This is a genomic window from Stenotrophomonas sp. STK17_22, from assembly GCF_051983905.1.
GTDB lineage: Bacteria > Pseudomonadota > Gammaproteobacteria > Xanthomonadales > Xanthomonadaceae > Stenotrophomonas > Stenotrophomonas maltophilia_A.
The window spans coordinates 3,955,632-3,981,054 of record NZ_CP197010.1; the positions used below are offsets into that span (position 1 = coordinate 3,955,632).

Genomic DNA, 25,423 nt, shown 5'->3' on the forward strand with positions numbered 1-25,423 from the left:
GGCAAGGGTTGCTGCCTGCCCCTGCCGCGCAGGGGAATCAGGCTTTCAACTGGCGCAGGCCGTCGGCCAGCAGCCACAGAGCGCGATTGAGGCGAATATCGGAATCAATGCCCTGCACGGGGCGGGTCTGCTGGCGGCGTCCGTTGGCGCTGCGCCCATGCAAACCGCCTTTGGTCAGGTTCTCTTGGGTGCGGTTGAACACGCTCCACAAGTCCGGGCGGCGGTCGTCGAACCGGCGCGGCATCAGGATTTGCGATTCGGTGATGGGTGCGGGCTTATCCGGGTCGTCGTACTTGAGCGACAGCGCGGCGCGGGCGAATACTTCGGCCTCGCCTTCGTCCAGCGTGATGGCCTGCATGGATTCGCGGGATTCCAGCGCACGGTCAAACCCGTGCAGCACCTGATAGGCACCTTCGATCACTTGTCCGGCCACGTCGCCCTTATGCGGCACGCGCACATCGGCCACGGTATCGCCGCACACCAGCCCATTGCTGCACACGAAACGGAACATTCCGGCCAGCATCTGGTAGCTGCTGGTGCCATCGTGCGAGTTCAGCAGGATGATTTCGTTGGCTTCGCCTCGGGCGTTGATCTGGCTGGCATGGCGCAGCCGGATCATGTGCTTGGTGTAGTCGCGCCGGTCTTCGTGGCGGGTGCGGGTCTGCGTCACCATGAAAGGCTGAAACCCTTCCTTGCGCAGTTCGGTCAGCACCGTGGCGGTGGGGATATAGGCGTAACGCTGGGAACGGCTTTCGTGGGGGGCTTCCGCAAAGATGGACGGGGCCACGCGGTGAATCTGGTCATCGGACAGCGGGGAATCGCTGCGCAGTACCGGGGAACGGGAAGCAAAACGGGATGCAAGCATGGTCTTTCTCCTGACGAAAAGGGTTTGCTGTTCAAACCGCACACCGGATTCCTAGATTCGGAGCCCAGCCTTTCGGCTGTTCGGTGCGGTTGGCACGAGGAACCCGGTTGGCCCTGTTGCCACCGTCTTTCCTGAGTTCATCGCCCGCGACGGTCAGGAGCCCACGGACGTGGGCCGTCAAGGAGAAAAGCGACAGGTTGGTGCGGCCCGCAGGCGCAGCCGAGGACACGGCCTGGCGCGCCTTGATGGCACGCGGCCACGGGCTACAGTCGCGAGCAAGGTGATGGAGTCAGGAGAGACGGCTGGACATGGCAACGGCCGCCACGATGTGCAGACCGCACGCAAGCGAAGCGCGCAGGCCCGAAGCTGGAAGCCGGGCCGTAGGCGTCAGCCGAGCGGAGCGAGGGAACGATGGAAGCCCGAACAGGGGCGAGACTCGTGCAACGAGGCTCGATGCGCGGCACGACAGCGCGACCGGCCATGCTTTTGGGCCGGGGACGCCCGCCATGTTTGTTCCTTCAGCCTTATGCGTCCGACACGATTAATATCGAAATATCTGTTACATTCGATACGAAGTATCGCGACAGGCACTCCAACACCATTTCGGCAAAAGAGGATCACATGGCAGACAAGAAAGTTATTTTCGTTGCATTCGCTATTGAAGACGAAAGGCAAAGGGACTTTTTGAAAGGTCAATCACTTCTTACAAATTCCCCTTTCGAATACATAGATATGTCAGTCAAGGAAGCCTATGCGTCGGAATGGAAAGACAAAGTCCGTACCCGAATTCGCCGATCGGATGGCGTGATCGCCTTGATTAGCAAGAACTCCTTGGCGTCAAGCGGGCAGAAATGGGAGATTGCATGCGCACGTGAGGAGGGGAAAAAGGTGCTGGGCATCTGGGCCTATTCCGATGACAGGACAAAAATTGAAGGCGTAAACACTGTCGTATGGACATGGGATGCCATAAAGAACTTTATCAACGGTCTCTGACATACGCGGAGTGACGTTATGCGCATAGCTCTTATCGTTGGCATAAATCATTACGAGCATGGTGGCTCTTTATATGGATGTGTCGATGACGCTCACGCGGTGCAAGCTGTCCTAGCTCGTCATGGGGATGGCTCCGTCAACTTCGATTGCAAAATGTTCACCGGGACTGGCCCAACAGATCGCGTCGAACGGTCTTTATTAAAAGATCGGGTTGAGGAGCTTTTCAAGGCGCAAGCTGATATTGCTCTTTTTTATTTTGCTGGTCATGGGCATATTGAAGCAACTGGAGGATATTTGCTGGCGACGGACTCTCGCCGTGGTGACGAAGGTCTATCGCTGTCGGAAGTCCTCGCATTGGCAAATAAATCGCCAGCACGCAACAAGATAATCATCCTTGATAGCTGCCATTCCGGAATAGCCGGCACACCTCCAGTCGCAGGAGAGCTTGCCAGTTTGTCTGAAGGTTTGACGATCCTGACTGCTTCAGCAGCTGATCAATATGCAACGGAAGAAAATGGTAGGGGCGTATTCACAACCCTGTTGGTAGATGCTCTTCATGGAGGGGCGGCCAACCTTACTGGAGACATCACCCCGGGCAGCATTTATGCACATGTTGACCAATCCCTGGGGGCTTGGGAACAACGTCCGATTTTTAAAACTAACGTCCGGCAATTCGTCTCGCTTCGAAAGGTCAATCCGCCGATCTCTCTTGATGATCTCAGACGCATAACTGAATTTTTCCCTCAACGTGGGTTTGAATACAAGCTTGACCCTACGTTCGAGCCAGAACTTAAGGGTAGAGATCCCGGCATGCCTCCGCCAGACCCTGAAAATACGCGGAAATTCGCGCTACTCCAGCGATACAATCGCCTTAACTTGGTTGCGCCTGTCAATGCACCACACATGTGGCACGCTGCCATGCAAAGCAAGTCCTGCAAATTGACAGTACTAGGCGAGCACTACCGACTTCTTGCTGAAAAACAACGTTTGTAAATTGCATCCAAAGGAGGGGGCATGAAGATATTTTTATCCCATCAGCAGTTGGACTCGGCATTAGCCTTGAGGATACAAGGCCACTTGAAGAATAATCACAATATTGACTGCTACCTAGATGTAATTGATCCAAAGTTTAACAATGGTGAAGATGTTGCTGCGCATGTCAGAAAAGAACTTGATAAATGCACGCAACTATTGGCTGTTGTTTCTGAGGCGACCAAGGCGTCATGGTGGGTACCATGGGAAATAGGTGTTGCAACGGAAAAGGACTTTCCTCTTGCTACATTTGGCGGAAACATCGAGCTTCCAGATTATTTAAAGAAGTGGCCATATCTCAGAAGCACTTCTGATCTGGATAAATACGCTGAGACATCCAAAGAAGCAGCCAGGCGCGTGGTAACAGCAAGTATGGACTCAGCTTCGTCTGGGACGACTGTATTCAGAGGTGATGCAACTAGACACTTCTATAAAACATTGCGAGCAAAGCTTGGGCAGTAAAAGCGGTGACAGAAACCCCTGTCACACTGGCGTAATCAAGTCTCTGCCAAGAGTGCATTATTGAGCCATTGCGTAAGCTTCATATCAGCCCGCAATGGCTCAAGATTCCCGGCAGGAGGGCTCTGTGAGAGAGCTACTATCGCCGCACCGAGTCGAGATGCCTCCTTTGCCCATATAAAAATCCGAGGCAGCGTCTCGGTTTTTTATAAGAGAGCCTAACCAAAAAAACATCGTAAAAAGGGGCCGAAGCCCCTGTACTCACAGTAAGCCATGCTCTGCAAATGATGTTGTGCTCGTGCCGCAAACAATGATGTGATCCAGCACGCGCACGTCCACCATTGCCAGCGCCTCCCGAAGTCGCTTCGTCAGCGACTTATCGGCTGCGCTAGGCTCGGGATTCCCGCTCGGGTGGTTATGAGAAATGATGGCTGCCGCTGCATTGAGCCGCAGTGCCTCCTTGAGAACTTCACGCGGGTACACCGATGCACTGTCGATGGTGCCCCGGAAAAGCTCGCTGTACTCGATCAGCCTATGCTGCGTATCAAGGAACAGCACTGCGAAGACTTCATGCTCCAGGCACGCCAGCTTGGTGCCCAGATACTCCTTTACCGCCATCGGTGATGTAAAGGATTCGCCGCGCGGCATTTTCTGGTCGATGACCAAGCGTGCAGCTTCGAGGATCTGATTGGCAGAAGCTGGCTGGTAGCGCCCACGCGCGCTGCGAACCATCAGAACGGAATCGAAGGAAGAAAGAGAAAGTTGCGACATGATCGTGCTCCGGTTGCACGGGCGGAATTGCCCGGAACCGTGGCCAGCACGGCGCAGCGCAAGCAGTCAGGGGTCGCAGACGGCCAACGTGCCGCAAGCGCGCATGGCGCGTGCAGCCATTGACGGCGAGAACACCGTGATACGGTGAAGGGAACAGCAAGACCGCCTAAACCCGCCCAGTCACACAGTCGGCTTTCGGGCAAGCGGAGCGCGCAGGTCCACGAGGGCCGAAGGCGTCAGGGGGCAGCCGGATGGCTGCGATTCGGCACGAAGCGCGGGGCGCAGCCCGCGAACCCGACGGCGGTACGCCAGGACGCACGGATACTGCTGTCAGGACTTCTCGCCAGGCTCCCGCTGCTCGATCTGCAATCGCGCCCTCTCGGTCGCCTGCTGCAGCTTCTCGCCCAGCACCGCTCGCGGCGGCAAGCTGGTCAGGTACTCGGCGACGTGAATGCCTGACTTATCCAGTTCCAGTAATTCGATCTGTTCGCGCTTCTTGCCGGTGCAAAGGATGATCCCCAGCGGCGAGGCTTCTTCCGGCTCCCGCTCGTGCTTGTCCAGCCAGCGCAAGTAAAGCTCCATCTGTCCCTTGTAGGCTGCTTTGAACTCGCCGATCTTCAATTCCACCGCCACCAGCCGCCGCAGCTTGCGGTTGTAGAAAAGCAGGTCAAGGTGGAAATCCTCGTCGTCGATCTGGATGCGCTTCTGCCGGGCAACGAAGCAGAAACCCGCGCCCAGCTCCAGCAGGAAAGCTTCCATTTCGCGGATGATGGCTGCCTCCAGGTCGCTTTCCTGCCAGCTATCTCGCAGCCCCAGGAAGTCGAGGATGTAGGGATCGCGCATGACCAGTGCTGGGGTCATGCGCTTTGCATCGCGCAGTGTCGCCAGCTCCTGCGCGATGGTTTCTTCCGGTTTTTGGGATAGCGCCGTGCGCTCGTACAACATCGAGTCGATGCGCTCGCGTAGCGTCCGCACGCTCCAGCGCTCGGTGCTCGCCATCTGAGCGTAATAGTCCCGCTGAAGGGGGTCTTTCAGCGGCAGCAAGGCTACGAAATGCGACCAGCTCAATTGTCGTGACAGCGTCACGACAATTGGCTCCTTGGGGTAAGTGGCCGCGAACTGCACCATCCGGCGCAGGTTCTTGTCCGCGAAGCTGCGTCCATAGTCGCGGACAAGCTGCTCGGCCAGAGACGGCAGGATCTCCTCGCCGTACCCGGCCCGTTGCCCGGCCAGCACTTCCGTATGGATGCGCTGGCCTATGCGCCAGAACAGCAAGGTTAGTTCGGCATTGACCGCCGAGGCGGCGCGCTGGTGCGCAGCCTCAATCAGTGCCCGAATGTCACCCAACAGTGCCTTCGGCGCTGCTGGTGAAGAGGGGGACACCTTGCGCCTGCTCATGCCGTCACCTCCGCAGGGGATTGCTTAGCGCCGGTGATCGCCTTGCGCCGGTTCGCCACCAACTCGGCGGCCTCCCGCACGGGCTTGTCTTCGGTGTGGACGTAGCGCATGAACATCGCCACGGTCTTGTGGGCTGTCAGAGCCATACCGACCTTCACCGGGATGCCAGAATTGGCGATGTCCGTCGCCGAGCGGTGACGGATGCCGTGCGTACCCACATGCGTCACGCCAGCGGCTTTGAGAGTGCGGCTCCAACCGTTGTAATACTCCCCGTCGGTCAAATGCCGATCAGGGTGACGCGGAGACGGTAATACATGGGGCGTCGTAGCATTGCGAGCCGCCGTCGAAAGAAGCCGATAGGCTTCTTCGCTCATGGGCTTGGACATACCGCCTGTCTTGCTGTCAGGCCACACCACCCGCCGGTTTTCCAGATCAATCCAATCCCATTGGAGTGAGACGATCTCAGAAAGGCGAGCGGCAAACTCGAATTGCAGGCGGATGGCCAACGGGATCACGGCATGCTCCAGGCCTTCCGCCTCCAATTGGTCAAGGTAGCGAAACAACTTGCCCATTTCCTCGTCGCTGATGAGGTGAGTCGCCTTGCCGTTCGGGTACATGGGCACATGGCGGCATGGGTTAGTGCCGTCAGGGCGATAGCCCCATATCTCGGCCAAGTTGAACATCTTGCGCATCACGCTGAACGTGCGGTTCGCATCGGCGGGTTTGTGCGCCATCTTCTTCATCATCGAAGCCACGTCAGGCCGCTTCAGATCCTGCACCTTCATGCGGCCAAGCATCGGGATGATGTTGCGATCAATGACGCTCTGGTAGCCTTCCTGCGTGCTCGGCTTGTTACGCTGGCTGGAGTAGTCTTCCATGAACTTGATGCACAGCTCCTTGACCGTGGGTGCCTGACGCGCTGCAGCCTTCTCTGCGGCAGGATCTCCACCCCGGCGCACTTGCGCCAGCCACTCCTGCGCCAGCGACCGAGCCTGTTCGACGGTCAGCTCTCCGTATAGGCCCAAGGCAGGTTTGCGCCGCTCTCCGGCGTTTGTGCGGTACTGGAGCATGAACACCTTGCGGCCTGCCGGGGTGATCTTGCACAGGAAGCCAGGAACCAGGGTATCGCGCAGTTCGACTGGCTGCGCTTGGGCTTGTGCCGCATCGACTGCGGACTTGGTGAGTTTGATTTTCGCCATGATGACTCCTCGGAAGACCCGATTTCCAGGAGCCTGTTGGGAGCCAAGCGGATGGAAGCCGGGTCAAGTTTCAGAAAGCACCGGCATATGATGAATCCGCCTAAGTTATTGATAAACCTGCTGTATCTGGCTGCGGCGTAGTCCAGCGAAGTTCGGTGCTGGAGTCATGGTGAAATAAAAAAACCCCCTCCCCGCTGGGCAGTCAGGGAAGGGGGTTTCAGGATGCGGCTATCGGGAAGTACTTAGATCAGCGGCGCCGGGGTTGCCGGCAGAGCGACCGGAGCAGCCTTCTTCTTGCGGGCGGCCGGCTTGCGCTTGGCAACCTTCTTCGCTGCCTTCTTCGGGGCAGCCTTCTTGGTCGCCTTCTTCGCGGTCTTCTTTACTGCCTTCTTGGCGGTCTTCTTGACGGCCTTCTTGGCAGTTGCCTTCTTCGCGACCTTCTTGGCCGGCTTGCGGGCCGTTGCCTTCTTCGCAGTCTTCTTGGTGGCCTTCTTGGCTACCTTCTTGACGGCCTTCTTCGCGGTCTTCTTGACGGCCTTCTTGGCAGTGGACTTCTTGGCTACCTTCTTCGCCGCCTTCTTCACTGCCTTCTTCGCAGTGGTCTTCTTGGCGACCTTCTTCGCAGCCTTCTTCACTGCCTTCTTGGCGGTCGCCTTCTTCGCGACCTTCTTCACTGCCTTCTTGGCAGCGGCCTTCTTCGCGACCTTCTTCACCGCTTTCTTGGCGGCGGGCTTCTTCTTCGCAGCTTTCTTGGTTGCCATGGGATGGCTCCTCGTCAGTGATAGGGAGTTGAAACGCCCAGGTGGATCAAACCCGCGGATGCTGCGTGCGGGGACCGCCGGCGCGTCAGGCGCGCCGTTACGGATGCGGCAATGCCCGCCTCGATCGGCGGAGCGGACATCGGAACGGGAGTTGCCTTGCATTTCTCCGGGGGAAGCGGAGCCATGTCCACCGTCATCAGGGTCGCGGTGGTCTTGAAGGGGCTGCTTCGCATCGGACGATTGATTCTGCGCACTCGGTTGGGCAGGCAAGGTCTGCTGAGGCGAAACCTAATCACGGTTTTTTTTACTGTCAACAACCCCCGCGAAAAATTTTCACATCCGCGCCATCCCGGACGCCGCCCTCCCCACCGCCGTGCGCGCCCTGCAACGACCATTGAAGCGGCGCGCACGCGCGCCGCATACGACGAAGTCGATGCGCTCTCTGAACAAAAAACACTTGAAATAAGCACTCTGCGCAGATAGGCACATGTTCCGGACAACAGCGCACGTGCATCGCCGATGGTCACCGGCACCGTCGCCAACGCCAGCACAACGGGGCCGCAACGGGGGGCGAAAAGTTTTCACATTCGATCGCTTTGGCGCGGGGCGGAAACGCGGATTTGCGCAAAACTGCGCACGCTGATCGGCACCGTTCGTCTGTCGGCTGATGCCACGCCGAGGGTGCAGAGCGAACCCGCCGTCATGAGTCCGACGCACTCGCCAAAACAAAAACGGCCACCCGAAGGTGGCCGTTCCAGAACCCGGAAGTGACGACTCAGTGGTCGTCGTTTTCCAGGGCTTCGGCATACGCGTCCGGATCCAGCAGTTCGTTGACCTCTTCGGCGTTGGTCAGTTCGACCACGAACATCCAGCCTTCGCCGTAGGCATCTTCATTGATGGTTTCCGGCTTGTCGGACAGCGCCGAGTTGACCTCGACGACCTTGCCGCTGATCGGGCTGTAGACGTCCGAGGCGGCCTTCACCGACTCGACAACGGCGATCTGCTCGCCAGCCTTTGCGTCGGCGCCGACTTCCGGCAGTTCGACGTAGACCAGGTCACCCAGCAGGCCCTGGGCGTGGTCGGAAATACCGACGGTGACACGGCCATTGCCTTCGACACGGGCCCACTCATGGGACTTGAGGAACTTGAGGTCGCCGGGGATCTCGCTCATGGGACTGCTCCAGAGATATGCAGGGGTGGAAAAAACGGGGCTAGTGTAACCAACCGGCCGCCACTGCTGTCAGTGACGATCGGCAGTTTCGGATCAGGCGTCGGCGAGCACGCCGGGCTGGGCCTGGCCTTCGCGCACGAACGGGAACTTGACCACGCGCACCGGCACCTGCCGGCCACGGATGTCGACGGTGACCTCGCCCAGTTCACCGGCCGGTACACGGGCGAAGGCGATGCCCTTGGCCAGGGTCGGCGAGAAGGTGCCGGACAGGATCTCGCCCTGGCCGCCGGCGGTGGTCACCGCCTGACCATGGCGCAGCACGCCCTTCTCGTCCATCACCAGACCGATCATCTGACGCGCGGTGCCGGCAGCCTTCTGCGCTTCCAGCACGTCGCGGCCGATGAAGTCGCGACCTTCGTCCAGCGACACGGTCCAGGCCAGCGCCGCTTCGTACGGGCTGATCTCTTCGTCCATGTCCTGGCCGTACAGGTTCATGCCGGCTTCCAGGCGCAGCGTGTCGCGTGCGCCGAGGCCGGCCGGCTTCACGCCCGCCGCCAGCAGGCGGTTCCAGAACGCGACCACGGCGTCCTGCGGCAGCAGGATTTCGAAGCCGTCTTCGCCGGTGTAACCGGTACGGGCGACAAACAGTTCGACACCATCATCGGACCGCACCTGCAGGGCGGCGAAACGGCCCAGCTTGGCCAGCGCTGCGCGATCGCTTTCGCGGGCCAGGCCGATGACGATGTCGCGTGCCTGCGGGCCCTGCACGGCAAGGATGGCCAGGTCCGGGCGCTGCTCGACGGTGACGCCGAACGGTGCAGCCTGCTCGCGCAGCCAGGCCAGGTCCTTCTCGCGGGTGGAGGCATTGACCACCATACGGAAGAAATCGTCGCCCAGGTAGTAGACGATCAGGTCGTCGATGACGCCGCCGCGCGGATTCAGCATGCACGAGTACAGCGCCTTGCCGGTCACCTTCAGCTTGTCGACCGAGTTGGCCAGCAGGCGGCGCAGGAACGGCTTGACCTGGTCACCGCGCAGATCGACCACGGTCATGTGGCTGACGTCGAACACACCCGACTCGCGACGAACCAGGTGGTGCTCGTCGAGCTGCGAGCCGTAGTGGATGGGCATGTCCCAACCCCCGAAATCGACCATCTTGGCGCCAAGGGCGCGGTGGGTATCGTTGAGCAGCGTCTTCTGGGTCATGACCGGGTCCGGCAGCAGAGGAAACAAGAATCCCCATTATCCCAGATCGGTCGCCCGCAGGCGTGCCGCAGCGCAGCGGCCATCTGCAAGCACACCTCATGCGACCGCGCCCGCTGGCCTTGACGACCCGCGGACGCGGCCAAACCACCGCAGCCTCAGCCCTGGGCCATGGCCTCGACCACCAGCACCGTGCCCTGCACGCTGCGCACCCGCACCCACGTACCTGCAGGCAGCTCCGGACCACTCACCTGCCAGGACGCATCGTCAATGCTGACCCGTCCCTGGCCGCCGATGATGGCCTGCTGCAATGCGACCTCCCGGCCGATCAACTGCTCCGTACGGCGGTTGAGCAACGGCGCATCGCTGGGCCGTGCCCGCGGTCGCCCCCAGCGCCGGTAGCACTGGATCGAGACCACACTCAGCAGGACGAAGGCGATCACCTGCCACATCAGTGGAATGTCGCTGAACACCGCAACCAGTACGAACACTGCCGCCGCGCCAATGCCGATCCACAGCATGAACGCACCCGGCGCCAGCGCTTCGGCCGCGAACAGCAGCAGCGCCAGCGCGCCCCAACCGACGACTTCCCAGCGCATGTCAGCCTCCGAGCGGCGGCGGCCGCTTGCCGGCGGCCTTGTTGTCCTGGCTGGCCAGCGCCTGCTTCGCCAGTTCGGCCACGCCCGCGATCGAACCGATCACGCCACTGGCCTCCATCGGCATCAGCACCAGCTTCTGGTTCGGCGAACTGGCCAGCTCCTTGAACGCTTCCACGTACTTCTGCGCGACGAAATAGTTGATCGCCTGCACGTCACCCTCGGCAATCGCCGCCGACACCACCTTGGTCGCCATCGCTTCGGCCTCGGCCAGGCGCTCGCGCGCCTCGGCATCGCGGAACGCGGCTTCGCGACGGCCTTCGGCTTCCAGCACGGTGGCCTGCTTCTCGCCATCGGCGCGCAGGATCTCCGACTGCCGTGAACCCTCTGCCTCGAGGATCTGCGCGCGCTTTTCGCGCTCGGCCTTCATCTGCCGCGCCATCGCATCCAGCAGATCGCGCGGCGGCTGGATGTCGCGGATCTCGATGCGGTTGACCTTCACGCCCCAGGGATTGGTGGCATGGTCGACCACGCTCAGCAGCTGGGCATTGATCACCTCGCGCTGGCTGAGCGATTCATCCAGATCCATCGAACCGATCACCGTACGGATGTTGGTTTGCACCAGGGCGATCATCGCCACTTCCAGGTTGGCCACCTCATAGGCGGCCTTGGCGGCATCCAGTACCTGGAAGAACACCACGCCGTCCACGCGCACGGCGGCGTTGTCCTTGGTGATCACTTCCTGGCTGGGCACGTCCAGCACCTGCTCCATCATGTTCACCTTGCGCCCCACCCCGTACACGATCGGGATCAGGAAATGCAGGCCGGGGGTCATGGTGTGCGTGTAGCGCCCGAAGCGCTCGACGGTCCACTCGTAGCCCTGGGGCACCATCCGTACTGCCTTGAACAGGATCACCACGGCCACGAAGGCCAGTACCACGGTAAAGAACATGGTCGGGAACATCTTGCTTTCCTTATCTATGACGTCCAGGCCCCAGCATAGCGCGTGAAGGCCACATTCACAGCGGAGCTACCAGGGCACGCGCCCGCGCAGGATGTCGGCGAACATCACCCAGTCGCCCATGAACGAGTACAGCGGGTGCTGGAAGGTGGCCGGTCGGTTCTTCTCGAAAAAGAAATGGCCGACCCAGGCGAAGCTGTAACCGCAGAACAGGGCGGCCAGCAACAGCACCGGCTGCCCGCGCAGGATCGCTGCAACGACCAGCAGCAGCACGCCGCAGCTGCCGACGAAGTGCAGCCGGCGCGATACCGGGTGGCGGTGCTCGCTGAGATAGAACGGATAGAACTCGCGGAAGCTGGCGAAGCGGGACATGTGCGTGTTCCGGGGGCCGTGGTCACCGCCATCATGCGCCTTCCCGGGAGGGAAAGCGGCCTGGACAGCGTGGCCGATTCTGACAAGGCAGTGCATGATCCGCGCTGCCTTTGTAGAGGCGAGCCATGCTCGACTGGCCCTCCCAGTTGCAGTCGAGCATGGCTCGACTCTACATAAGAGCGGAAGCGGTCGAGCCTGGCTCGACGCTACAAAAGCCGAAGCGGCCGAGCATGGCTCGACGCTACACCGGGGGCGTGCGCGGCCCGAACATGATCACCGCCATGCCGGCCAGGCACAGGGCTGCGCCGAACAGGTCCCAGCGGCTGGGGCGGATGCCATCGACCAGCCACAGCCAGAACAGCGCGGTGCCGATGTAGACACCACCGTAGGCCGCATAGACCCGGCCACTGGCGGTCGGGTGCAGGGTCAGCAGCCAGGCGAACAGGGCCAGGCTGGCGGCAGCCGGCAGCAGCAGCCACACGCTGCCGCCCTTGCGCAGCCACAACCACGGCAGGTAGCAGCCGACAATTTCGGCCAGCGCGGTCAGCAGGAACAGCGCGAGCGTCTTCACGCCTTCTCCGCCGCCTTGGCGTGCTGCCACAGTGCTTCCTGCGCATCCAGGTCCATCGACGCCAGCGCTCCACCCTGGGCGTCAGCCTGCGCTTCCATCGCACGGAAGCGGCGTTCGAACTTGTGGTTGGCCCCGCGCAGCGCCGCACCCAGATCGATATCGGCGTGGCGTGCCAGGTTGGCGCAGACGAACAGCAGATCGCCCAGCTCTTCCTGCAGGCGCGCCTTGTTGCCGGCAATATCGCCGCGCTCGAACTCCTCGCGCAGCTCCTGCAGTTCCTCCGCCGCCTTGTCCAGCACCGGCAACGGGCCCGGCCAGTCGAAACCGACCTTGGCCGCGCGCGACTGCAGCTTCACCGCTCGCTGCCATTCGGGCAGGCCACGCGAGATGCCGGCCAGCGCGGAAGTGTCCTGCTCTCCTTTGGCGACTCGCTCGGCGCGCTTGATCGCATCCCAGTTACGCGTCACCCCATCGGCGTCATCGACGCTGACATCGGCGAACACGTGCGGGTGGCGGCGCTGCATCTTGTCGCTGATCGCGCGCGCGACCTCGGCGAAGGCGAAGGCGCCCTGCTCCTCGGCCATGCGCGCATGGAACACCACCTGCAGCAGCAGGTCGCCGAGCTCATCGCAGAGATCATCGAGGTCGCCCCGATCGATGGCATCGGCCACCTCGTAGGCTTCCTCGATGGTGTACGGCGCGATGGTCGCGAAGTTCTGTTCCAGGTCCCAGGGGCAGCCACCCTGCGGATCACGCAGGCGCGCCATGATCGACAGCAGGCGTTCCAATTCGTTGCTGGCGGCACTGCCGGTGGTGGGGGTGTCGTGCGCGCTCATGCGGTCTCCAGGGTCAATCGGACAACCAGTCGCGCCAGGGCAGGCTGGTGTCACCAAGGGCAATGAAATCACCGTTCAACAGGGTCTCGCGGCGGTTGTAGCGGAACGGCTTGCCGGTCGCCGCCGACAGCACCGCGCCACCGGCGGCGTGCAGCACGCACTGGCCGGCGGCGGTGTCCCATTCGGAGGTCGGGCCCAGCCGGGGATAGACATCCAGCCCGCCTTCGGCGATCCGGCAGAACTTCAGCGATGAGCCCTGTGCGATGGTCTCGATGCGGCCCATGCGCGCCAGCAGCGCCTCGGTTTCCGGTGAGCGGTGCGAGCGGCTGGCGGCAACCCGCAGCGGTGCGGTGGCCGGCGTGCGGGTGCGCAACACGGTGTCGTGCAGGCCCTGCCGGCGATAGGCCAGCTCCCCGCGCATGGCATGCCAGACGATGCCGGTCACCGGGGCCAGCACCACGCCGAAGGCCGGTGCGCCCTGGTAGATCAGCGCGATGTTGACGCTGAACTCGCCGTTGCGCTTGACGAACTCACGGGTGCCATCGAGCGGATCGACCAGCCAGTAGGCGCCCCAGTGGCGGCGCTGTTCCCAGGGGACCTGCGCCGATTCCTCGGACAGGATCGGCAGATCCGGGGTCAGCTGCTGCAGGCCCTGCTCGATGACCTGGTTGGCGGCCAGGTCGGCTGCGGTGACCGGACTGTTGTCATCCTTGATCTGCACGTCGAAGCCGTCGGCATAGACCTGCATGATGGCCTGTCCGGCTTCCTGGGCAATGGCGATGGCGGTCTCGCGCAGGTCCGTGGTCAGTTTGATCATCGCGTTCCCTGCAGCCACTGGCGGGCGATGAACAGCGCTGCCAGCGAGCGTCCCTCGGAGAAGTCCTCGCGCAGCATCAGCTGGTCCAGCTCGGCCAGCTTCCACGGAACGACTTCCAGCTCTTCCGGCTCATCGCCGGCCAGCTTTTCCGGGTACAGGTCGCGCGCCACCACCAGCCACGACTGGTGGCTCATGTAGGTCGGGGCCAGGGTCATCGCGCGCAGCACGTCCACCCGGCGCGCGCCGTAACCGGCCTCTTCCTTCAGTTCGCGGTCGGCGGCCTGCTCGGGGGTCTCGCCGGCATCGATCCGGCCCTTGACCAAGCCCAGTTCGTAGCGGTGCATGCCGGCGGCGTATTCACGTACCAGCAGCACGGTTTCGTCGTCGAGCATCGGCACCACCACCACCGCGCCATGCCCCCGGCTGACCAGCCGCTCGAAGCGGCGGCGTTCGCCGTTGGAGAACTCCAAGTCCAGGTGCTGGCGCTGGAAGGGACCGTTCTCCTCATCGGTGATCCGATGGATGATCGGCAAGCGACGGCCGGCACGGTCATCGTTCATGCGGAATCTCCGCGGCGGCCGGCGCCTGCGCCGGGGCCGATAGAATGTGCAGGCAGCAACATGTTCATGAGCCCGAAATGCTAGCAGACCCAACCCCCTCCCCGCTGGTCGAGCACTGGCGGCAGCGCGACCTGCAGGTGCTGTGGCACCCGTGCACGCAGATGCGCGAGCATCCGCACACCCTGCCACTGGTCCCGATCGCACGCGGCCAGGGCGCCTGGTTGTTCGACCACGACGGCAACCGCTACCTGGACGCGGTCAGCAGCTGGTGGACCAACCTGTTCGGTCATGCCGAACCTCGCATCGGTGGTGCCATCGCCGCCCAGGCCACGCAGCTGGAACAGGTGATGCTGGCCGGCTTCGGTCATGAGCCAGCCATCACCCTGGCCGAACGCCTGCTGGCGCTGGCCCCGCGCCAGCCTGGCCGCGAACCGCTGGCCAAGGTGTTCTACGCCGACAACGGCTCCGCCGGCGTGGAAGTGGCGCTGAAGATGGCCTTCCAGTATTTCCAGAACCGTGGCGAGCCGCGCCGCACGCGCTTCATCGCGCTGGAGAACGGCTACCACGGCGAGACCCTGGGCGCGCTCGCGCTGGGCGACATCCCCCTGTACCGCCGTGTCTATGCACCGCTGCTGGCCGAAGGCCTGTTCGCGCCCTCGCCCGACGCTTACCTGGCCGAGCCGGGCCAGAGTGCGGCAGATCGCGCGCGGCAGGCCGCGGATGGACTGGCCACGCTGTTCGACCAGCACCCGGGCGAGATCTGCGCGGTGATCCTGGAACCGCGCCTGCAGTGCGCCGGCGGCATGCGCATGCACGACCCGGTGTACCTGCAGCGCGTGCGCGAACTGTGCGATGCGCACGGTGCATTCATGATCGCCGACGAGATCGCCGCAGGCTTTGGCCGCACCGGCACCCTGTTCGCCTGCGAGCAGGCCGGGGTGATGCCGGACCTGATGTGCCTCTCGAAAGGCCTGACCGGCGGCTTCCTGCCGCTTGCCGCGGTACTGGCCACGCAGGCCCTGTACGACGCGTTCCTCGACGACTCGCGCGAGCGCGCGTTCCTGCATTCGCACAGCTACACCGGCAACCCGCTGGCCTGCGCGGCCGCGCTGGCGACGCTGGACATCTTCCGCGACGACGATGTGATCGCCCGCAACCGCGGCATCGCCTCGGTGATGGGCACGCTGGCCGCACCGTTCAGCGACCATCCGCACGTGGCCGACGTGCGCCAGGCCGGCATGGTGGTGGCGTTCGAGCTGTCGCGCGATGGCAACAAGCGCACACCGTTCGACCCGGCCATGCGGCTGGGCCTGCACGCCTACAAGGCCGCGCTGAAGCGCGGTGTGGTACTGCGTCCGCTGGGCGACGTGCTGTACTGGATGCCACCCTACTGCGTGGATGACGAACAACTGGAGCTGCTGGCACATACCACGCTGGCGGCGATTGACGAGGCGATTGCATGCGCGTGACCCGCTGCCCCATCGACCTGGCGCTGCACAGCGGCCAGACCGTGACCCTGCCGGAAGAGACCGCCAACCATCTGGTGCGGGTGATGCGCCTGCGCGAGGGCGATACCTGTGTGCTGTTCAACGGCGACGGCCATGACTACAGCGCCACGCTGACCGTGGCCGGCAAGCGCGAAGTGCAGGTGCGCATCGACGCCGTGCAGGCCATCGACAACGAATCGCCGCTGGCGATCACCCTGCTGCAGGGCATCGCCCGTGGCGAGAAGATGGACCTGATCCTGCAGAAAGCCACCGAACTGGGCGTGGCGGCGATCATTCCGGTCAACGCCGAGCGCACCGAGGTGAAGCTGGATGCAGCACGGGCGGAGAAGCGCGTGGCGCACTGGAACAATGTGGTGACCTCGGCCTGCGGCCAGTCCGGGCGCGCGCGCATTCCGCAGGTGGGATCCCCGCTGTCGCTGGCGCAGGCGGCAGCGGCGCTGCCGCCCGATACGCTGCGGCTGACCCTGGACCCGCAGGGTGCGCACAGGCTGTCGACGCTGGACGCCGCGCCTGCCGGGGGCATCGTGATTGCAATCGGTCCGGAAGGGGGGTGGTCGCCACGCGACCGTGATCAACTGGCGGCCGCGGGCTTCCAGGGCCTGCAGCTGGGACCGCGCATCCTGCGCACGGAAACGGCCGGCCTGGCCGCGATTGCAGCGTTGCAGGCACGGTTGGGGGATCTGGGGTAAGGCCCGATTCCTGGTAGTGCCGGCCGCTGGCCGGCAACCGCATGATTCCGTGGATGCCGGCCAGCGGCCGGCACTACCGGGAATTCAAAATGCCCGGCGGATGTCCGATCAGGCCGCCAGCGAATCCAGGGCGGCTTCCAGCGCGTCCAGGTTCGGCAGCAGCGCGCTCTGCTCGCCCAGCAGCACACGCATGTGCACGATGTCCGGCAAGGTTTCTTCCGAGGCGTCAGCCAGCAGGCCGTCGCGCGGCACCGAAATCAGCTGCGGGAAGTTCTGCGTCAGCAGGGCGTAGTACGGGCGTTGCGCGTTGCCGCTGAGGGCCTTCAGCACCACCACCTTGTTGTGGCCGCCCACGGCTTCTTCGCCCAGTCCCGAAAGACGTGCGAACGACACCAGCGGCACCTGCCAGCCATGCCAGCCGATCTCGCCGACCAGCCAGCGCGGCGCACCGGAGACCGGCTGCACCGGCACGCGCGACATCATTTCGGCCACGGTGGCATTGGGCAGCAGCACGCGCGCGTTGCCGGCCTGGATCAGGACGCCGCGGATTTCGTCATTGCTGGCATAGCTCATGGTGCTTCTCCGTTGTCGTCCTGCTCACCCCAGCGCGCGGCAATCGCCTGCGCCAGTTCCTGCGGTTCACCGGCCACCATGCCGGCAGCAACCACCGCCGTGGCCGCAGCCGGGTCGTAGCAGCCCTCGCCCACCTGCCCGGCCACCCATGCACCGGCGGCGGCCAGATCCAGCGCCGGACCAACATGCGCAAGGTCAGCGCCGCTGAGCAGGACCAGCGCGGTGTGGTCAGCTGGCAGCGCGGCAATCGCAATGCCCTGCGCGTCGCTGACGAAATGCAGGCCGTCACTGGCTGCCTGCACGCCGATGTCATCGGCCAGCACGTGCACTTCACCCGGAGTTGCACGCTCGCCGGCTTCAGCCAGCTGCACCGGCAACGGCGACACGCGTGCCATCTGCTTGACCAGGTTGCCGTAGCGCCCGCCATCCAGGCGCATGTGCACCAGGACGGGCACGCTCAGCGAAGGCGGCAGCGCGCCGAGCAGGCGACGCAGCGCATCCGGGCCACCGATGCCGGCCAGCACCAGCAGCGATCCGGCGCGTGCGCCCACGGGCGCAGCAGCGTCCAGATCGACCAGACTCAGATGACCGGTATCGAAGGAAGGCAGCGGAGCCTCCACCGCAGCGTGGTGCGGAGCGGTTGCCGAGGCATCGGCCTCGTCCTCGACCAGCGACCAGGCGGTGTGGTCGAAGGAGACCGGCGGTAGCGGCGGTACTGCGGACGCGGTCTCTGCCAGCGACGGCAGTGCGGGGGCCTGCAGCGGCTCAGGCACCACCGGCTGCAGCGCGGCCAGCGCCTGTTCCAGCGCGATCGGTTCGTGCAGCTGTACAGGCGGCGAGTACAGAGTGTCAGCGGGGACCTCGCCGGCCCAGCTCAATGCCTGGTCCAGGTGCGGCTGCAGCGCCTCTTCCTGTGGCGCCGGCGGCGGTGCCGGGTGGCCCGGCTCCAGCTGCAGGCTGGGTTCTTCTTCGGCCCCCGGCGGCAACACCTGCTGGTGGCCATGCAGCTTGGCGGCCAGATGACGGCCCCAGCGCTGAGCCTCCCAGCCATCACGACGTGCGGCCAGCTCGGCCTCGTCGAACACCAGGGTCAGGCCCGGTGCGGACAGCACCGCTTCCAGGCGCTCCAAGGCGTCCTCGATGGCGGCTTCCAGCGCGATCACCACGAACTGCGGGCGCGCCTCCTGCAGGACCCGCGCCTCCAGCGTGTTGGGATCATCTTCCAGCACCAGCTGCACATCGGCGTGCGACAACGCCTCACGCAGGCGCTCGCGCGCCGCGCCGGGACGGGCCAGCAGGGCCACGGCCGGAGCCGCTTGGGTTTCACTCACGGACACGGGCGATCCCCAGCAGGTCGTACACGTTACGCATCAGGTCCAGTTCCTGGTACGGCTTGCCCAGGTAACGCTGGACACCGATCTCGAAGGCGCGCTGGCGGTGCTTGTCACCGCTGCGCGAAGTGATCATCACGATCGGCACGTCCCTGTAGCGCGGGTCGGCACGCATCGCGGTGGCGAGCTCGTAGCCATCCATGCGCGGCATCTCGATATCCAGCAGCATCAGGTCCGGCACGCGCTCTTCCAGCCGCTCCAGCGCCTCCACGCCGTCGCGGGCGACGCTGACCTCGAAGTTGTGGCGTTCGAGGATGCGGCCGGTGACCTTGCGCATGGTCAGCGAGTCGTCGACCACCATCACCAGCGGCACCTGGCGCTCCTGGCGCGGTGCGTTGGCCAGCACAGGCAGCGTCGGGTTGGCGAGGAAGCGGCGCACCAGCGGCGCCACGTCCAGGATCACCACCACGCGGCCATCGCCGGTGATGGTGGCACCGTAGATGCCCGGCACCGACGCGATCTGCAGGCCGACCGGCTTGACCACGATTTCGCGGTTGCCCAGCACCTGGTCGATCGCCACGGCGGCACGCAGATCACCGGCACGGACCAGCAGCAGCGGCACCTGGTCCTGGCCATCGGCACGCGCCGGGGCCTGCCCGACCAGGCTGCCGAGGTCGTACAGCGGATAGTCTTCGCCGCTGTAACGGTAGCTGCTGTCGGCGGCTTCGAAACGCTCGCGCGACAGGCGGCCGATACCACTGACCGAGGCCACCGGCACCGCGAAGGTGGTTTCGCCGATCTGCACGAACACCGCCTGGGTGACGGCCAGCGTCTGCGGCAGGCGCAGGGTGAAGCGTACGCCCTGGCCCCGCACCGACTGGATGTCGACCGAGCCACCGAGCTGGCGCACTTCGTTGCGCACCACGTCCATGCCCACGCCACGACCGGCCAGCTGGCTGACCTGGTCGGCGGTGGTGAAGCCGGACGCGAAGATCAGGTTGTCCAGCTCCTGCTCGTTCGGCTGCGCATCGGCGGCCAGCAGGCCACGGTCGATGGCGCGGCGGCGGATCGCCTCGCGGTCCAGGCCAGCACCGTCATCGGCCACTTCCAGCACGATTTCCGAACCTTCGCGGTGCAGGCGGATGGCGATCTCGCCCTCCTCCGGCTTGCCGGCGGCGCGGCGCTGTTCCGGCGCTTCCAGGCCATGGGCCACGGAGTTGCGCAGCATGTGTTCCAGCGGCGCGACCATGCGGTCGAGGACGTTGCGGTCCAGTTCGCCGTGGGTTCCTTCCAGGGTCAGGTGGACCTGCTTGCCGGTATCCATGCCGGACTGGCGGACCACGCGGCGCAGGCGCGGCACCAGGCCATCGAACGGCACCATGCGCGCGCGCATCAGGCCATCCTGCAGCTCGGAGCTGACGCGCGACTGCTGCTGCAGCAGCGAATCGTACTGGCGCGACAGATCGTCCAGCACGCCCTGCAGGCCCCCCAGGTCGGCCGCCGACTCGTTCAGCGCACGGCTGAGCTGCTGCAGGGTGGAGAAGCGGTCCAGCTCCAGCGGATCGAACTTCTGGTCGGCCTGGTCCTGTTCGCGCTGGTAGCGGGCGACGATCTGCGCCTCGGTTTCCAGGTCGAGTCGCCGCAGCTGGTCGCGCAGTCGCGCATTGGTGCGCTCCAGTTCGCCCATGGCACCACGGAAGGCACCCAGCTGCTGTTCAAGCCGCGAGCGGTAGATCGCCACTTCACCGGCATGGTTGACCAAGCGGTCGAGCAGGTCGGCACGCACTCGGACCTGCTCCTGCTGCGGACGCGCCAGCGGATCTTCATCGACCACGCCCTCGGCCGGAAGCGGAGCCGACAGCGGCGCTTCGATCAGGGTCGCCAGCGGGCCCGCGGCCTGTGCGGGCACGGTCTCGATCTCGCTTGCCACACGCGCGGCCGCAGCGGCTGCGGCGATATCGATGGTGGTGCGGACCTCGAAGGCTTCGACCAGATCCTGCGCCGGCTCCACCACGCGGTGCGCGCCGGTGCGGGTGAGCAACTGGTGCAGGCGGTCAAAGCCACGCTCCAGCAACTGCACGTCGCGGCGCTCGATCTCGGTGCGGCCAGCGGCCACCGCCTCCAGCAGCGATTCGATGCTGTGGCCGAGATCGCCGATGGCGTTGATGCCAGCCATGCGTGCGCCACCCTTCAGGGTGTGCAGGTCACGCTGCAGGCCGGCCAGCACCTCGCGGTCCTGCGGTGCATCGCGCAGTTCGCTGATCAGGCCATCGCAGTGGTCGAGCAGGTCCTTGCCTTCCTCGACAAAGATATCGACCAGCTCGCGGTCGTACACGCTGAAGTCGAGTGCATCGGCGCCGTCCTCGGCATCCGCCGCAACAGGTGCCTGCTCGTGGTGCGGCGCACGCGGCACGATGTCTGTCGCTGCAACCTGTGCATCAGTATTGACCGTGCCCTGGCCCGGTGCGTCTTCCATTTCGAAGAAGCGCACCGCAGCAGTGCCGCCCTGCGGCGCCTCTGCGGTGATCTCCTCAATCACCGTCGCCGGGGACGGCTGATCGGCGCTCTCTCCTTCACCGACCGCCGCCTCCCCGCCGACGTCCGCATCCTCGGCAAAGGCATCTGCCTCACCCGGCGCGAGTTCGCTGGCCTGGAGGCCGATCACGGGCCATTGCCCGTCGTCGTCCAGGGTCTGCTCCTCCGCGATCACGTGCAGGCCGGCCTCGAGCGCGGCTGCCAGCGTGACCGGTTCTGCAAAACCCGGCACAGCCATTTCATCCTGCAGGCTCGACAGCTCGCTGTCGAGTGGCAGTGCAGCAGCGTCGTCAATGACGTTGTCATCGTCACTGTCCGAATCAAACGGCAACGGCGTATTCAGGTCGATCGCGTCAACTTCCGCAGACACCGGCAACTCTTCCGCGTCGCGGTCATCCACCGGCAGCGCACTGGCGTCGAGGTACGGCGACAGATCGTCCGCCAGGGTCAGGTCAGCGTCGTCGACCGTCGCGATCGCCGGCACGGCATCTGATTCGTGCTGGGCAACATCAGGCGCACTTTCAATCGGCTGGATCGATTCAATCGCGCCGGTGTCGTCCGCGGCAGGTTCACCTTCGCCCGGCACCGACGGCCAGCCGGCGTCGAAGTAACGCGAAAGATCGTCGCTGGCGGTCAGCTCGCCCACGTCCAGGCCGCTGTCGGCTGCGACGTCCAGCGCCTCCAGCCCGGTTGCAGCTGGAACCGGTTCCAGCGCATCTTCGGCATGCGACTGCGGCTCGGCAATGAGATCGGTCGCCGCATCGAAAGCGGACGGCATGCTGGTTTCGTCCAGCGTGTCCAGCCCGGCCAGCGGCGCTTCGGCCGCGGATGCCTGCTCGGCATCAGGCGCCAGCTCGACGCCCTCCTCGTCCTCGTCTTCCAGCGCGAACAGCGGCCAGCGCGCTTCCGGCAGCTCGCCGGCCAATGCCTGCAGCCGCTGCACCAACGCGCCCTGCGGAACAATCCGCGGCTGTTCGGCCTGCAGCGCTTCCATGGTCGCGGTGATCGCCTGCGCGGTCGCATCCAGTGCAGCTACGCCCTCGTCGCCAGGCACCACGTCGGCGGCCAGGGCGCGCTTGATGTAGGACTCGGCACCGCCGGTGACCGCCGTGATTTCCGGCACTTCGGTCATCGCGAAGGCGCCGTTCATGGTGTGCACCGCACGCAGCAGTGCGTCGCTGACCGGCTGCGGTGCCTGCTGCGCCGAGCGCAGCCATTCCTGCAGGGTCGCCTGGTGGACTTCGACCTCGGCCTCGAGGATCTCGCGCAGTACGCTGTCGATGTTGGCCGGGGTACCGGCGTCTTCCGCCACCGCCGTGGCATCGGCCTGCGCCGACGCAGCGGCCTCGGCTTCCAGCAGGCGGCTGATTTCGTCTTCGCCTTCGGACTCGGCCAGTGTCGCTGCCGGTGCGGCCGCAGCCGGCAACGGCACGTAGAAGGTCTCCTCGCCGGCACCGACCCGATCGGCAATGGCCTGCATCGCCTGCAGGTCCACGCTGATGCGCTGGCCATGGCGCAGCGCGGCGTTCAGCTGCGGCAGCGCGGCATGGGCGTTGTCGACCATCGCCAGCACCGCCGGAGTCGCCGGACGACTGCCATCGAGCACGCGATTGAGCATGCCTTCGATCTTCCAGGCGAACTCGCCCAGGGTGCGTGCACCCACCAGGCGGCCACTGCCCTTGAGGGTGTGGAAGATGCGGCGGATCGGCCGCAGCCGGTCCATGTTGTCCAGCTGCGTGCGCCATGCCGGCAGCAGCGTGCCCAAGTTGGCCAGCTCGTCGTCGAACTCTTCCAGGAACACCTCGCGGATGTCCTCGTCGATGTTCTCGGCATCGTCGTCGAAGCCGGCCTCGAAGCCGGCCTCGAAGCCGGCCTCGGTCCCGGCCACGACCGGGATGTCCGCAGCGGGCGGAGCCGCCATGGCCTGCGGATTGAAGTCGGCCGCCGCGGCGCTCAGCTCGGCGAAGAACTGCGCGTCGGCTTCGCTGAAGTCGATGGGCGCGATGGTGTCGATATCAATCACCGACACCGCCGGTGCCGGTGCATCGGAGACCGGCGTCAGCACCTCGGCCATCGGCGCAGGCACGTCCTCCTGCACATCCGCCGGAACCGCGTCCGCTTCGGCAACCACAGGGCTTTCGTCCACCCGCACGGATGCAGCGGGATCGACGATCTCCAGCGCCGGGTGCAATCCGGCGTCGTCGTCCAGCGACAGCGTCTCCATCGCATGCAGCGACAGCACGTCGTCGGCATTGTCCAGCGCATCGGCGTCGAAACGGAACACCACGTCGTCACCGGCGGCGACCACATCGTGCTCGGCAGCCACCGGGTCGAACACGGGCGCGGCAACGTCAGCGGTGTCGAAGGGCACCGACGCGTCGACGTCGTCCTCGACATCCATCACAGCCACATCGGCCAATGCCGGTGGTGTTGCCTCCGACAGTGTCCACTGCGGCGCCGGTTCCACGCTGGTTTCGGCCCGTTCGAAACTGACCGGGTCGAAGCTGGCGAAGGTCGGACTGCGCTCGTCTTCGGCACTCGCGGTCGGCTCGGAGTCCGGATGGAACGGTGCGAGATCCCATTGCGGTACCTCGGGCGCAGGCGCGCTGGAGGCGGCGAAGACCAGCGGTGCATCCGCGTCGTCATGCAGCGACAGCGGTGTGGAGGCGACACTCCCCAGCGCCCCGAACATCAGGCGGTTGTCCACCACCTCCGGTGCAGGCGTGGCCGGTGGCGGATCGAAGGTGAAGTCCGGCAGCGGCACCGGCACCGTACCGGCGGCGGGCGCGGCCGGCTGCACTGGAATCTCGATGGGCTCCGGCTGCAGCGGCTCGGCCTGCAGCGCGATCGGCTCGCGGTCCACCAGCAGCGATGCGAACGGAATCGGCGCGGCGGCAACAGGCTCCACCGCATTGCGGTCCGGCAACGGCCAATAGCGCAGCGCTTCAAGGCTGCTGCGGGTGATGTCGAGGATGTCCTCGCGGCCCGGGCGGCGGTCGCGCAGAGCCTCGAGGTAGTACTCCAGGCTGGCCATGGCATCGGCCAGGGTGTCCAGCTGGCGGCCACTGGGCACGCGCTGGCGACCGATCAGCTCGGCTTCGATGTACTGCTGCACACCGCGCAGGTAATCGGCGGCGGTGTTCAGGTCGAGCATGCGCAGCGCACCGGACACATCGCCCAGCAGGCGCGGCACGTCCTGCAGCTCGGCATGGTTCCAGCTGGTTTCGATGAAGGCGACGAAATGCTCGCGGGCGGCGGCGAAGTTGGCGATGGCCTCATGTGCCAGCACCTCCACCGTGCGCCGGTTCTCCACCGCGCTGGGGTCATCTTCGCCACTGCCGCCGGCGCCCAGATGGGCGACCTGGTCGTCCAGCGACGCGTCCACGTAGAGCAATGCGCCGGCGATATCCAGCAGCAGGTTCTCGTCGATCTGCTGGCGCCCTTCGACCACGCCACGCAGCGCATCGCGCTGCTGCACGACCACGCCGCGGGCAACGCCCAGGCCCATCATGCCCAGCGTATCGGCCACGGCGCCAAGTTCGTTGGCCTGGGTCTGCAGCTGTTCGGGCGCACCGCCAGTACGCAGGTGCAGGTCCAGCGCATCCTTGATGCGCAGCAGTTCTTCCTTCACCGCGCTGCCCACGGTATCCAGCAGCTCGCGGTTGCGCCCGCTCAGGCTGCCACGGGCATGGTCCAGCTCGGCCTCGGTGGCACTGACACTGTCCGGCGCGAACGCCAGCAGCACGCTGTCATGCACACCTTCCTCGCCTCGCGCGGCACGGATCTCGTTGAGCAGCGGCATCAGCACGATCGGAATATCGCGATGACCGTTCTGCAGGCGCTCCAGGTAATCGGGCAGCAGCACGCTGCCGCGCATCAGGGTCGCGCAGGCTTCATCCCGATCAGCCACGCTACCGGCGCCGATGGCATTGGCCAGCTGTTCAAGCTCCTCGGCCACCATCGCCGGGGCATACAGCTCGACCATGCGCAGGGTGCCCTGCACCTGGTGCAGGTAGCCGGCGCAGATGCGCATGCGGCTGGCATCGGCCGGGTCTTCCGCGTAGTACTCGACCTCGTTGCGCACCTGGCGCAGGGTCTCGTCCAGCTCGGGCTTGACCCAGCCCAGCGCTGCGTGGCTCATCGCATCGCGCAGACTGCTCATGGACGCGCTCCGTTCGCCGCCGCGCGGTGGCCGCGCGAGTTCTGGCGTGGGAAATGGAAA

23 protein-coding genes are annotated in these 25,423 nt (G+C 64.8%); 6 read left to right on the top strand and 17 right to left on the bottom strand.

Annotation, left to right across the window (positions count from 1 at the left end; genetic code table 11):
* Positions 1-37: 37 nt before the first annotated feature.
* Positions 38-865 carry a DUF932 domain-containing protein gene (locus ACSYS9_RS18505; protein WP_022960621.1) on the bottom strand — a complete coding sequence of 276 codons (828 nt, stop codon included), beginning with the start codon at positions 863-865 and terminating at the stop codon, positions 38-40.
* Positions 866-1,318: 453 nt separating this feature from the next.
* Here ACSYS9_RS18505 and ACSYS9_RS18510 point away from each other — a divergent pair, with 453 nt between their 5' ends.
* From ACSYS9_RS18510 to ACSYS9_RS18520, 3 genes are read left to right on the top strand one after another with little or no spacing between them, the layout of a single operon-like run.
* Positions 1,319-1,858 carry a TIR domain-containing protein gene (locus tag ACSYS9_RS18510; RefSeq protein WP_238568666.1) on the top strand — a complete coding sequence of 180 codons (540 nt, stop codon included), beginning with the start codon at positions 1,319-1,321 and terminating at the stop codon, positions 1,856-1,858.
* Positions 1,859-1,876: 18 nt separating this feature from the next.
* Positions 1,877-2,851, top strand: a complete 975-nt coding sequence (locus tag ACSYS9_RS18515; RefSeq protein WP_079391118.1) for a caspase family protein — start codon at positions 1,877-1,879, stop codon at positions 2,849-2,851.
* A gap of 21 nt (positions 2,852-2,872) precedes the next feature.
* Positions 2,873-3,352: a toll/interleukin-1 receptor domain-containing protein gene (locus tag ACSYS9_RS18520; protein WP_079391116.1), complete on the top strand. Its 480-nt coding sequence runs from the start codon at positions 2,873-2,875 to the stop codon at positions 3,350-3,352.
* A 258-nt stretch (positions 3,353-3,610) separates the two neighbouring features.
* Here the strand turns inward: ACSYS9_RS18520 and radC are convergent, their stop codons facing one another.
* The 4 genes from radC to ACSYS9_RS18540 all read right to left on the bottom strand — a co-directional run bounded on the left by radC (position 3,611) and on the right by ACSYS9_RS18540 (position 7,478).
* Positions 3,611-4,120, bottom strand: a complete 510-nt coding sequence (gene radC, locus ACSYS9_RS18525) for a RadC family protein (RefSeq protein ID WP_034018403.1) — start codon at positions 4,118-4,120, stop codon at positions 3,611-3,613.
* Positions 4,121-4,450: 330 nt separating this feature from the next.
* Entirely contained in the window at positions 4,451-5,518 is a 1,068-nt protein-coding gene (locus ACSYS9_RS18530; protein WP_034018401.1) for a PDDEXK nuclease domain-containing protein, read from the bottom strand.
* Positions 5,515-6,717 carry a tyrosine-type recombinase/integrase gene (locus tag ACSYS9_RS18535; protein ID WP_034018398.1) on the bottom strand — a complete coding sequence of 401 codons (1,203 nt, stop codon included), beginning with the start codon at positions 6,715-6,717 and terminating at the stop codon, positions 5,515-5,517. Before ACSYS9_RS18535 ends, ACSYS9_RS18530 begins: the two co-directional genes overlap by 4 nt.
* A gap of 242 nt (positions 6,718-6,959) precedes the next feature.
* Positions 6,960-7,478, bottom strand: coding sequence for a hypothetical protein (locus ACSYS9_RS18540; protein WP_032130057.1), 519 nt, complete (start codon positions 7,476-7,478; stop codon positions 6,960-6,962).
* A gap of 111 nt (positions 7,479-7,589) precedes the next feature.
* On the opposite strand from ACSYS9_RS18540, the gene ACSYS9_RS18545 reads away from it, so the two are divergent.
* Entirely contained in the window at positions 7,590-7,961 is a 372-nt protein-coding gene (locus tag ACSYS9_RS18545) for a hypothetical protein (protein WP_177179498.1), read from the top strand.
* A 292-nt stretch (positions 7,962-8,253) separates the two neighbouring features.
* On the opposite strand, the gene gcvH is transcribed toward ACSYS9_RS18545, so the two are convergent.
* The 9 genes from gcvH to nudE form a co-directional block, all read right to left on the bottom strand.
* Entirely contained in the window at positions 8,254-8,649 is a 396-nt protein-coding gene (gene gcvH, locus ACSYS9_RS18550; protein ID WP_005410701.1) for a glycine cleavage system protein GcvH, read from the bottom strand.
* Positions 8,650-8,742: 93 nt separating this feature from the next.
* Entirely contained in the window at positions 8,743-9,855 is a 1,113-nt protein-coding gene (gcvT, locus tag ACSYS9_RS18555; protein WP_071228209.1) for a glycine cleavage system aminomethyltransferase GcvT, read from the bottom strand.
* Positions 9,856-10,010: 155 nt separating this feature from the next.
* The gene (locus ACSYS9_RS18560; protein ID WP_071228210.1) at positions 10,011-10,451 is read right to left on the bottom strand and encodes an NfeD family protein; all 441 of its coding nucleotides are present in this window, start codon (positions 10,449-10,451) and stop codon (positions 10,011-10,013) included.
* Position 10,452: 1 nt separating this feature from the next.
* The gene (locus tag ACSYS9_RS18565; protein ID WP_005410704.1) at positions 10,453-11,412 is read right to left on the bottom strand and encodes an SPFH domain-containing protein; all 960 of its coding nucleotides are present in this window, start codon (positions 11,410-11,412) and stop codon (positions 10,453-10,455) included.
* A 66-nt stretch (positions 11,413-11,478) separates the two neighbouring features.
* Positions 11,479-11,781, bottom strand: a complete 303-nt coding sequence (locus ACSYS9_RS18570) for a DUF962 domain-containing protein (protein WP_049422150.1) — start codon at positions 11,779-11,781, stop codon at positions 11,479-11,481.
* Between the two features lie 241 nt (positions 11,782-12,022).
* Positions 12,023-12,352, bottom strand: coding sequence for a YnfA family protein (locus ACSYS9_RS18575; RefSeq protein WP_032130110.1), 330 nt, complete (start codon positions 12,350-12,352; stop codon positions 12,023-12,025).
* Positions 12,349-13,188, bottom strand: a complete 840-nt coding sequence (mazG, locus tag ACSYS9_RS18580; RefSeq protein WP_071228211.1) for a nucleoside triphosphate pyrophosphohydrolase — start codon at positions 13,186-13,188, stop codon at positions 12,349-12,351. Before mazG ends, ACSYS9_RS18575 begins: the two co-directional genes overlap by 4 nt.
* 13 nt (positions 13,189-13,201) lie before the next feature.
* Entirely contained in the window at positions 13,202-14,005 is an 804-nt protein-coding gene (gene cysQ / locus ACSYS9_RS18585) for a 3'(2'),5'-bisphosphate nucleotidase CysQ (protein ID WP_032130106.1), read from the bottom strand.
* The gene (gene nudE, locus ACSYS9_RS18590; RefSeq protein ID WP_005418435.1) at positions 14,002-14,565 is read right to left on the bottom strand and encodes an ADP compounds hydrolase NudE; all 564 of its coding nucleotides are present in this window, start codon (positions 14,563-14,565) and stop codon (positions 14,002-14,004) included. The genes cysQ and nudE overlap by 4 nt, the downstream gene beginning before the upstream one ends.
* Positions 14,566-14,642: 77 nt before the next feature.
* Between nudE and bioA the strand changes: the two genes are divergently transcribed.
* A complete protein-coding gene (gene bioA, locus ACSYS9_RS18595; RefSeq protein WP_071228212.1) occupies positions 14,643-16,034 on the top strand; it encodes an adenosylmethionine--8-amino-7-oxononanoate transaminase in 1,392 nt (463 codons plus the stop codon).
* Positions 16,025-16,762, top strand: coding sequence for a 16S rRNA (uracil(1498)-N(3))-methyltransferase (locus ACSYS9_RS18600; protein WP_071228213.1), 738 nt, complete (start codon positions 16,025-16,027; stop codon positions 16,760-16,762). The genes bioA and ACSYS9_RS18600 overlap by 10 nt, the downstream gene beginning before the upstream one ends.
* Before the next feature lie 108 nt (positions 16,763-16,870).
* On the opposite strand, the gene ACSYS9_RS18605 is transcribed toward ACSYS9_RS18600, so the two are convergent.
* Genes ACSYS9_RS18605 through ACSYS9_RS18615 form a run of 3 tightly spaced genes read right to left on the bottom strand, consistent with a single transcriptional unit; the run spans position 16,871 to position 25,363 of the window.
* On the bottom strand, positions 16,871-17,335 hold the full coding sequence (locus ACSYS9_RS18605) for a chemotaxis protein CheW (protein WP_032130103.1): 465 nt from the start codon (positions 17,333-17,335) through the stop codon (positions 16,871-16,873).
* On the bottom strand, positions 17,332-18,672 hold the full coding sequence (locus tag ACSYS9_RS18610; RefSeq protein ID WP_071228214.1) for a chemotaxis protein CheB: 1,341 nt from the start codon (positions 18,670-18,672) through the stop codon (positions 17,332-17,334). The genes ACSYS9_RS18605 and ACSYS9_RS18610 overlap by 4 nt, the downstream gene beginning before the upstream one ends.
* Entirely contained in the window at positions 18,659-25,363 is a 6,705-nt protein-coding gene (locus ACSYS9_RS18615; protein WP_071228215.1) for an Hpt domain-containing protein, read from the bottom strand. Before ACSYS9_RS18615 ends, ACSYS9_RS18610 begins: the two co-directional genes overlap by 14 nt.
* Between the last annotated feature and the right edge of the window lie 60 nt (positions 25,364-25,423).

Excerpts from the sequence above, each read along its gene's own strand:
- ACSYS9_RS18505 (WP_022960621.1), bottom strand. The coding sequence starts at position 865 with ATGCTTGCATCCCGTTTTGCTTCCCGTTCCCCGGTACTGCGCAGCGAT.
- ACSYS9_RS18510 (WP_238568666.1), top strand. The coding sequence starts at position 1,319 with ATGCGCGGCACGACAGCGCGACCGGCCATGCTTTTGGGCCGGGGACGC.
- ACSYS9_RS18515 (WP_079391118.1), top strand. The coding sequence starts at position 1,877 with ATGCGCATAGCTCTTATCGTTGGCATAAATCATTACGAGCATGGTGGC.
- ACSYS9_RS18520 (WP_079391116.1), top strand. The coding sequence starts at position 2,873 with ATGAAGATATTTTTATCCCATCAGCAGTTGGACTCGGCATTAGCCTTG.
- radC (WP_034018403.1), bottom strand. The coding sequence starts at position 4,120 with ATGTCGCAACTTTCTCTTTCTTCCTTCGATTCCGTTCTGATGGTTCGC.
- ACSYS9_RS18530 (WP_034018401.1), bottom strand. The coding sequence starts at position 5,518 with ATGAGCAGGCGCAAGGTGTCCCCCTCTTCACCAGCAGCGCCGAAGGCA.
- ACSYS9_RS18535 (WP_034018398.1), bottom strand. The coding sequence starts at position 6,717 with ATGGCGAAAATCAAACTCACCAAGTCCGCAGTCGATGCGGCACAAGCC.
- ACSYS9_RS18540 (WP_032130057.1), bottom strand. The coding sequence starts at position 7,478 with ATGGCAACCAAGAAAGCTGCGAAGAAGAAGCCCGCCGCCAAGAAAGCG.
- ACSYS9_RS18545 (WP_177179498.1), top strand. The coding sequence starts at position 7,590 with ATGCCCGCCTCGATCGGCGGAGCGGACATCGGAACGGGAGTTGCCTTG.
- gcvH (WP_005410701.1), bottom strand. The coding sequence starts at position 8,649 with ATGAGCGAGATCCCCGGCGACCTCAAGTTCCTCAAGTCCCATGAGTGG.
- gcvT (WP_071228209.1), bottom strand. The coding sequence starts at position 9,855 with ATGACCCAGAAGACGCTGCTCAACGATACCCACCGCGCCCTTGGCGCC.
- ACSYS9_RS18560 (WP_071228210.1), bottom strand. The coding sequence starts at position 10,451 with ATGCGCTGGGAAGTCGTCGGTTGGGGCGCGCTGGCGCTGCTGCTGTTC.
- ACSYS9_RS18565 (WP_005410704.1), bottom strand. The coding sequence starts at position 11,412 with ATGTTCCCGACCATGTTCTTTACCGTGGTACTGGCCTTCGTGGCCGTG.
- ACSYS9_RS18570 (WP_049422150.1), bottom strand. The coding sequence starts at position 11,781 with ATGTCCCGCTTCGCCAGCTTCCGCGAGTTCTATCCGTTCTATCTCAGC.
- mazG (WP_071228211.1), bottom strand. The coding sequence starts at position 13,188 with ATGAGCGCGCACGACACCCCCACCACCGGCAGTGCCGCCAGCAACGAA.
- cysQ (WP_032130106.1), bottom strand. The coding sequence starts at position 14,005 with ATGATCAAACTGACCACGGACCTGCGCGAGACCGCCATCGCCATTGCC.
- nudE (WP_005418435.1), bottom strand. The coding sequence starts at position 14,565 with ATGAACGATGACCGTGCCGGCCGTCGCTTGCCGATCATCCATCGGATC.
- bioA (WP_071228212.1), top strand. The coding sequence starts at position 14,643 with ATGCTAGCAGACCCAACCCCCTCCCCGCTGGTCGAGCACTGGCGGCAG.
- ACSYS9_RS18600 (WP_071228213.1), top strand. The coding sequence starts at position 16,025 with ATGCGCGTGACCCGCTGCCCCATCGACCTGGCGCTGCACAGCGGCCAG.
- ACSYS9_RS18605 (WP_032130103.1), bottom strand. The coding sequence starts at position 17,335 with ATGAGCTATGCCAGCAATGACGAAATCCGCGGCGTCCTGATCCAGGCC.
- ACSYS9_RS18615 (WP_071228215.1), bottom strand. The coding sequence starts at position 25,363 with ATGAGCAGTCTGCGCGATGCGATGAGCCACGCAGCGCTGGGCTGGGTC.